The sequence below is a fragment of the Streptomyces sp. YS-3 genome, assembly GCF_045257485.1.
Taxonomy (GTDB): Bacteria; Actinomycetota; Actinomycetes; order Streptomycetales; family Streptomycetaceae; genus Streptomyces.
The window spans coordinates 1-6,839 of record NZ_JBJHPC010000399.1 but is presented as its reverse complement, the minus strand read 5'-3'; the positions used below and the strand labels follow the sequence as shown (position 1 = coordinate 6,839).

The 6,839-nt window shown below is 74.9% G+C and carries 6 protein-coding genes; 1 reads left to right on the top strand and 5 read right to left on the bottom strand.

Annotated features, from left to right (window positions below; translation table 11 throughout):
* Positions 1 to 15 precede the first annotated feature (15 nt).
* Genes ACJA3G_RS26315 through ACJA3G_RS26295 form a run of 5 tightly spaced genes read right to left on the bottom strand, consistent with a single transcriptional unit; the run spans position 16 to position 5,448 of the window.
* A complete protein-coding gene (locus ACJA3G_RS26315; protein ID WP_406555530.1) occupies positions 16 to 822 on the bottom strand; it encodes a type III pantothenate kinase in 807 nt (268 codons plus the stop codon).
* 3 nt (positions 823 to 825) lie between these two features.
* Positions 826 to 1,836: a carboxylating nicotinate-nucleotide diphosphorylase gene (gene nadC, locus ACJA3G_RS26310; protein ID WP_406555529.1), complete on the bottom strand. Its 1,011-nt coding sequence runs from the start codon at positions 1,834 to 1,836 to the stop codon at positions 826 to 828.
* A 2-nt stretch (positions 1,837 to 1,838) separates the two neighbouring features.
* Positions 1,839 to 3,569: an L-aspartate oxidase gene (locus ACJA3G_RS26305; protein ID WP_406555528.1), complete on the bottom strand. Its 1,731-nt coding sequence runs from the start codon at positions 3,567 to 3,569 to the stop codon at positions 1,839 to 1,841.
* Entirely contained in the window at positions 3,566 to 4,552 is a 987-nt protein-coding gene (gene panC, locus ACJA3G_RS26300; RefSeq protein ID WP_406555527.1) for a pantoate--beta-alanine ligase, read from the bottom strand. Before panC ends, ACJA3G_RS26305 begins: the two co-directional genes overlap by 4 nt.
* Entirely contained in the window at positions 4,549 to 5,448 is a 900-nt protein-coding gene (locus ACJA3G_RS26295) for a Rossmann-like and DUF2520 domain-containing protein (protein WP_406555526.1), read from the bottom strand. Before ACJA3G_RS26295 ends, panC begins: the two co-directional genes overlap by 4 nt.
* Positions 5,449 to 5,565: 117 nt before the next feature.
* Here ACJA3G_RS26295 and ACJA3G_RS26290 point away from each other — a divergent pair, with 117 nt between their 5' ends.
* Entirely contained in the window at positions 5,566 to 6,801 is a 1,236-nt protein-coding gene (locus ACJA3G_RS26290) for a threonine aldolase family protein (RefSeq protein WP_406555525.1), read from the top strand.
* Positions 6,802 to 6,839: the final 38 nt, after the last annotated feature.

Here is a 6,839-nt window from a genome sequence, read left to right as displayed (position 1 = left end):
GCGGGGTGGGGCGAGCTACATGCGTGCGATGTTGCGTTCGTACACCAGCCGCAACCCGATCAACGTCAGCCATGGCTCATGCTCGTCGATCACATGCGCCTCCCCCAGCACCATCGGCGCCAGCCCCCCCGTCGCGATCACCGTCACGTCGGCCGGGTCCCCGCCGGGCCCCACCAGCTCGCGGGCCATCCGGGTCACGACCCCGTCGACCTGCCCGGCGAACCCGTACACGATCCCCGCCTGCATCGCCTCGACCGTGTTCTTGCCGATCACCGCCCGCGGCCGGGCCAGTTCGATCTTGCGCAGCTGTGCGCCCTTGACGCCGAGCGCCTCCACGGAGATCTCGATGCCGGGCGCGATCACCCCGCCCGCGTACTCCCCGCGCGCGCTGACCGCGTCGAACGTCGTCGCCGTGCCGAAGTCGACGACGATCGCCGGGCCCCCGTACAGCTCGACCGCCGCGACCGCGTTGATGATGCGGTCCGCGCCGACCTCCTTGGGGTTGTCCATCAGGATCGGCACCCCGGTCTTGATGCCGGGCTCGACCAGGACCGCCGGGACGTCGCCGTAGTAGCGACGGGTCACCTCGCGCAGCTCGTGCAGCACCGAAGGCACCGTCGAGCAGATCGCGATGCCCTCGATGTTGTCGCCCAGCTCCGCCCCGAGCAACGGGTGCATACCCATGAGGCCGTTGAGCAGGACCGCCATCTCGTCGGCGGTGCGCCGGGGGTCGGTGGAGATGCGCCAGTGCTCGACGACCTCCTCGCCGTCGAACAGGCCGAGGACCGTGTGCGTGTTGCCTACGTCGATCGTCAGCAGCATCGGTTACTCCGCCTCGCGCAGATCGAGGCCGATGTCGAGGATCGGGGAGGAGTGGGTGAGCGCGCCGACGGCCAGGTAGTCGACGCCGGTCGCCGCGTACGCCGCCGCGTTCTCCAGCGTGAGGCGGCCGGAGGACTCCAGGAAGGCGCGCCCGGCGACGAGTTCGACGGCCCGGGCGGTCTCCTGCGGGGTGAAGTTGTCCAGCAGGATCAGGTCCGCGCCCGCCTCCAGGACCTCCCCGACCTGGTCGAGCGTGTCGACCTCGACCTCGATCGGCACCTCCGGGAACATCTCCCGTACGGCCTTGAACGCCTGGGCGACGCCGCCCGCGGCGACCACGTGGTTGTCCTTGACCAGCGCCGCGTCGGACAGCGACATCCGGTGGTTGACGCCGCCGCCGCAGCGCACCGCGTACTTCTCCAGGGCGCGCAGCCCCGGCGTCGTCTTGCGGGTGTCGCGCACCTTCGCGCCGGTGCCCTCCAGGGCGTCCGCCCACGCGCGCGTGGCGGTGGCGATGCCGGAGAGGCGGCACAGGATGTTCAGCGCGCTGCGCTCACCGGTGAGCAGGTCGCGGGTGCGCGTGGTGACGCTCAGCAGCTTCTGGCCCGCCTCGACCCGGTCGCCGTCCGCGACGTGCCGCTCGACCTCGAACTCCTCGGTGCACACGATCGACAGGATCGCCTCGGCGACCCGCAGGCCCGCGACCGTACCGGCCTCGCGCGCGGTGAAGTCGCCGGTGGCGACGGCGTCCTCGGGGACGGTCGCCGCGGTCGTCACGTCCACGCCGCCGTCCAGGTCCTCCTCGATGGCGACGTGCGCGATGTCCTCGACCTGGACGGGGTCCAGGCCCGACTCGGCCAGCAGCGCGGCCAGCGAGGGGTCCAGGCCGCACTCGTACACGTCCTCGTCGCCGCAGCCGCAGTCGTCGCCGCAGCCGCCTCCGCTCGCGGGGACGCCGATCTGGATCAGCGGTACGTCCACCGGCTCGGGACGGTGTTCGTCGGGGGTGCTCACGGTTACGGCTCCCTGGGGGCGTCGGCGACTGTCGGGGGGAAGTCTGCGGAATCGGTACGGCGGACGTCGAGCGTACGGTCCGGGGTCACCCGGACGACGAGGTGGCGGCACCAGTCCGCGTCGTCCCGGTCGGGCCGGTCCTCGCGCCAGTGGCAGCCGCGGGTCTCCTCGCGGGCTGCCGCCGCCGCGACCAGTACGCGCGCGACGAGCAGCAGGTTGGTGGTCTCCCACGCCTCCACACCGGGCTCGGCGGCCTTGCGGGCGTCGGGCCCGTCGGCGTCGGAGCGGATGGTCTCCAGGCGGGCGGCGGCCTCGGCGAGGCTGTCGGCGGAGCGCAGCACGCCCGCGCCGCCGGTCATGATCCGCTGGATCTGGATACGGGCCTCGGGGGCGAGCAGCGGGCAGACGGGCGCGTCCTCGCCGGCCTCGGCGCCCCGGGCGGCGCCGTCCACGCGCGCGGGGCCGCCGGCCGCGATGTCGGCGGCGATGCGCTCGGCGAACACCAGGCCTTCGAGGAGGGAGTTGGAGGCGAGCCGGTTGGCGCCGTGGACGCCGGTGCAGGCGACCTCACCGCACGCGTAGAGCCCCGGGACCGTGGTGCGGCCGTGCAGGTCGGTACGGACGCCTCCGGAGGCGTAGTGGGCGGCGGGGGCGACCGGGATCGGCTCGGTGACCGGGTCGATGCCGTGGGCGCGGCAGGCGGCGAGGATGGTGGGGAAGCGCTGCTCCCACATCCGGGCGCCGAAGTGCCGTGCGTCCAGGTACATGTTCTCGGTGCCGTGGGCCTGCATCTGGCGGGTGATGGCCTTGGCGACGATGTCGCGCGGGGCCAGCTCGGCCAGCTCGTGCTGCCCCAGCATGAAGCGGGTGCCCGAGGCGTCCACGAGGTGGGCGCCCTCTCCCCGTACCGCCTCGGAGACCAGCGGCTGCTGGCCCTCGGAGTCGGCGCCGAGGAAGAGCACGGTCGGGTGGAACTGGACGAACTCCAGGTCGGAGATCTCGGCGCCGGCCCGCAGCGCCAGGGCGACGCCGTCGCCGGTGGAGACCGCCGGGTTGGTGGTGGCGGAGAAGACCTGCCCCATGCCGCCGGTGGCGAGCACCACGGCGGGGGCGTGGACGGCTCCCACGCCGTCGTGCTGGCCCTCGCCCATGACGTGCAGGGTGATGCCCGCGGTGCGGCCGTCCTCGTCGCGCAGGAGGTCCAGGACGAGCGCGTTCTCGATGGTGCGCACGGCGCGCTCGCGGACGGCCTCGACCAGCGCGCGCGAGATCTCCGCGCCCGTGGCGTCGCCGCCCGCGTGGGCGATGCGGCGGCGGTGGTGGCCGCCCTCGCGGGTCAGCGAGATGGCGCCGGAGCCGTCGGTGTCGAAGTGGGCGCCGGTGGCGATCAGCCGGCGCACCGCGTCCGGGCCCTCGGTGACCAGGGTGCGCACCGCGCCCTCGTCGCACAGGCCCGCGCCCGCCACCAGCGTGTCGTCCAGGTGCTGTTCGGGAGTGTCGCCCTCGCCGAGGGCCGCCGCGATGCCGCCCTGCGCCCAGCGCGTCGAGCCGTCGTCCAGCCGCGCCTTGGTCACCACCACGGTGGCGAGCCCGGCGGCGGTGCAGCGCAGGGCCGCGGTGAGGCCCGCCACGCCCGAGCCGACGACCACGACGTCCGCGTCGATGGCCCAGCCCGGCGCGGGCGCGTCCAGCCGTATACCGGTCCGGGCCCGGCCGACGGTGGTCCTGGTCATACGGGGGCTCCGAAGTTCAGCGGGATGTTGTCGATCAGGCGGGTGGTGCCGACGCGCGCGGCGACCGCGAGGACCGCCTCACCGGCGAAGCCATCGCCGGCCTCGTCGAACGTCGACGGGTCGACCAGCGCCAGGTAGTCCAGGGCCAGCGGCGGATCGGCCTTGGCGGCCTCGTCCAGGACGCTCTGGGCGGCGGCGCGCACCACGGCGGGGGACGGACCGGCCGCCTCCACCGCGTAGGCGTCGGCGGCGGCGCGGGCCTCGCCGAGCCGGGACAGCGCCAGGGAGCGCCCGGAGGAGGCGTGGGTGGCGGCGGCGCGCGCGTGGAGCGCGTGCTCGGCGGTCAGCCGGTCGCGGGCCGCGAACAGCGCGCGCGAGAGCGCGAGCGCGGTGGTGCGGTCCTGCGGCGAGAGGTAGCGGTTGCGGCTGGAGAGGGCGAGCCCGTCGGCCTCGCGCACGGTGGGCACGCCGGCGATCTCCACGGGGAAGTTCAGGTCCCGGGCCATGCGCCGGATCAGCGCCAGCTGCTGGGCGTCCTTCTGCCCGAACAGCGCGAGGTCGGGGGCGGTGAGGTGGAGCAGCTTGGCGACGACGGTGAGCATGCCGTCGAAGTGGCCGGGGCGGGAGGCGCCTTCGAGGCGCTCGCCCATGGGGCCCGCGGTGATGCGCACCTGCGGCTCGCCGCCGGGGTAGACCTCGTCCACGGAGGGCGCGAACACGGCGTCGGCGCCGGACCGCCCGGCCAGTTCGATGTCGGCGTCCAGGGTGCGCGGGTAGCGGTCGAGGTCCTCGCCCGCGCCGAACTGCAGCGGGTTCACGAAGACGGTGACGACGACCTGGCCGCCGGGGCCGACGCTCTCGCGCGCGGTGCGCACCAGCGTGGCGTGCCCCTCGTGCAGGGCGCCCATGGTCATGACGACGGCACGGCGGCCGGTGCGCTCCAGGGCGGCCAGCTCGGCGGCGGTGCGGACCAGAAGGGTCATCGGTTCTCTCCGTCCGCGAGCACGCCCAGCAGGTCCTCGGCGAGCTCGGGCTTCAGCAGGCCGTGGGCGAGCGCCCGGTCGGCGGTCGTACGGGCCATGGCGAGGTATCCGGCGACGGCGCCGGGGGCGTGCTCGCGCAGCTCGGCGATGTGCGCCGCGACCGTGCCCGCGTCGCCGCGCGCGACGGGGCCGGTCAGGGCCGCGTCGCCGGAGCGCAGCGCGTTGTCGAGGGCGGCTCCCAGGAGCGGGCCGAGCATCCGGTCGGGGGCGCCGACCCCGGCCAGGCCCAGCAGCTCCATGGACTGGGCCACCAGGGTGACGAGGTGGTTGGCGCCGAGGGCGAGGGCCGCGTGGTAGAGCGGGCGGTTCTGCTCCTCGATCCACTCCGGCTCGCCGCCCATCTCGATGACCAGCGCCTCCGCGGCGAGCCGCAGCTCCTCGGGCGCGGTGACGCCGAACGAGCAGCCGGCCAGGCGCTGGACGTCGACGCCGGTCCCGGTGAACGTCATCGCGGGGTGCAGGGCCAGCGGCAGCGCCCCCGCGCGCGTGGCGGGCGCCAGCACGGCCGTCCCGTACCGCCCGGAGGTGTGCACGAGGAGCTGGCCGGGGCGGACGGCGCCGGTCTCGGCCAGCCCCTCCACCAGGCCCGGCAGGGCGTCGTCGGGGACGGTGAGCAGGACCAGGTCGGCGGCGGCCAGCACCTCGGCGGGCGGCACCAGCGGCACGTCCGGCAGCAGGGCGGCGGCGCGGCGCACCGAGGCGTCGGAAACGCCGGAGACGGCCACCGGGCGGTGCCCGGCGAGCTTCAGCGAGGCGGCGAGGGCGGGGCCGACCCGGCCGGCACCGACGACGCCGACGGTGAGGCGGGCTGGGCGGGTCTCTGGTTGTGCGTTCACGCGGTGGGGGCCTTCCGTTCCAGTCCGCGAGGGGTACCGGACGATTTCCCCGTCATGCTACGCCCAGGTTTCCGCCGACCCCGTGACTGTCCACAGGCTGTGGGTGATGATCGGACCATGGAAGATCAGCAAGGTCCGGAAGATCTGGAAGAGGGGCGCGGCGGGGCCCGGGACGCTCCGGCCGGCAGCGGTCCGCGGGACGACGGGTCCGGGCAGGACGCGCGCCGCCGCAGGATCGCGGCGTGGCGCGCCTCGGAGCGCACCCTGTGCCGGATGCCGGGCGAGTACGGCATGGGTGAGCGGCTGACGGCCCTCGCCGCCGACGCGCGCGCGGTGTACGACACCACCGAGATGCCGGACTTCTACGGAGACGGCCCGGTCGCCGAGCTGGAGCGGCGCACCGCCGGCCTGCTCGGCTTCCCGGCGGCGGCCTTCTTCCCCACGGGCACCATGGCCCAGCAGGCCGCGCTGCGCGCCTGGGCGGGGCGCACCGGCAACGCGACGGTGGCGCTGCACCCCCTCGCCCACCCCGAGGTGCACGAGCGGCGCGCCTTCGGCACGGTCAGCGCTCTGCGCACGGTCCACCCCACGACGGCGCCCCGGCTGCCCACGGCGGAGGAGATCCGGGACTTCGAGGAGCCGTTCGGCACGCTGATGCTGGAACTGCCGCTGCGTGACGCCGGGTTCGTCCTGCCCACCTGGCAGGAGCTCACCGATGTGGTCGAGGCGGCCCGGGAGCGGGATGCGGTGGTGCACTTCGACGGCGCGCGGCTGTGGGAGTGCGCCGTGCACTTCGAGCGCCCGCTGGAGGAGATCGCGCGTCTCGCGGACAGCGTCTACGTGTCGTACTACAAGACCCTGGAGGGCCTGTCGGGCGCCGCCCTCGTCGGACCGGAGTCGCTGGTCGACGAGGCCCGCACCTGGCGCCACCGGTACGGGGGCCAGCTCTTCCAGCAGTATCCGGCGGCCCTGTCGGCGCTGGTCGGCCTCGACCGGGTGCTGCCGAAGCTCCCCGCGTACGTGGCCCACGCGCGCGTGGTGGCCGAGGGCCTGGCGGACGGCTTCGCCAAGGCGGGCGTGCCGTGGTTCCGGATCAACCCCGGGGTGCCGCACACGCACCAGTTCCAGGTGTGGCTTCCGTACGAGGCGGACGCCCTGGACGAGGCCGGGCTCGGCCAGTCCGAGGAGACGGGTGTGACGCTCTTCCGCCGCTGGTTCCCCGCGCCCGCCGGTCCGCCCGGGGTCGCGTACACCGAACTGACGGTGACCGAGCCGGGCCTTTCGTGGTCGGCGGAGGACGTACGGGACGCGGCGGCGGAGTTCGTACGGAGGCTGGCTCAGGGGTCGGACTAGGCGGCCCTGGGCCGCTTCAGCGGCAGGCGGGGGTGCGG